This window comes from Arthrobacter sp. SPT-J7 (assembly GCF_059089965.1).
The window spans coordinates 1-708 of record NZ_JBNHFF010000519.1 but is presented as its reverse complement, the minus strand read 5'-3'; the positions used below and the strand labels follow the sequence as shown (position 1 = coordinate 708).

Sequence of the window (708 nt, the reverse complement as noted above, 5' to 3'; positions counted from 1 at the left end):
CATTCCTGAATGTTGGTTTCAGCGCTGCGCCGGAGAGGATCTCCTTAAACAGGCTGCTCCGGCGAACCATGGATGTGCGTGTGCGTGATTGCGAGGATGCTGGTCCTCAGCGAACTGCAGTTGACTTCAAGGCGACTACAGGCGCGCGGGCGCGTCGGAGGACTCCCAGAATGTAGCACCCTTGATGCCGGCGTCCGCGGGGTTGAAAACCGGATCGATTCCCTGCTTCCTCTGGCGTTCGTAGTCCCGCAGGGCTCGGACAGCTACTGGGCAGAGGAAGGCAATTGCGACCATGTTGAACCAGGCAATAAGACCGTAGCCGATGTCGCCGAGTGTCCATACAAGTTCAGTGGTTCTTACCGTGCCAAGGAAAACCGATATCAGCACCATGGCCTGGACAATCCGTGCAAGGAACCCTCGGGAACTGCCTGTTAGGTAGACGATGTTCGTTACTGCGTAGTAGAAGTACGACAGGATCGAGGTGAAAGCGAAGAAGAAGATGGCGACCGCCACAACGCCGGCACCGAGGTTTATTCCCGGGACGATGGTGTCTACGGCGACTTGCGTGAATCCTGCTCCCGGCTCCACTCCAGGAAGGTTCTCCACGAGCGCGCCTCGGCCTTCTGGCAATATGTTGTACGCACCAGTCGACAGAATCATCACGCCGGTTGCCGTGCACACCAGCAGAGTGTCAACGTATACCGAGAA

Annotated in this window: 1 protein-coding gene; it reads right to left on the bottom strand. The window is 57.5% G+C overall.

Going from position 1 to position 708, the window contains the following annotated elements; translation table 11 throughout:
• Positions 1-135 precede the first annotated feature (135 nt).
• Positions 136-708 (bottom strand): alanine:cation symporter family protein (locus tag AC5RWX_RS34020; protein ID WP_494100535.1); only part of this gene is annotated, 573 nt, incomplete at its 5' end.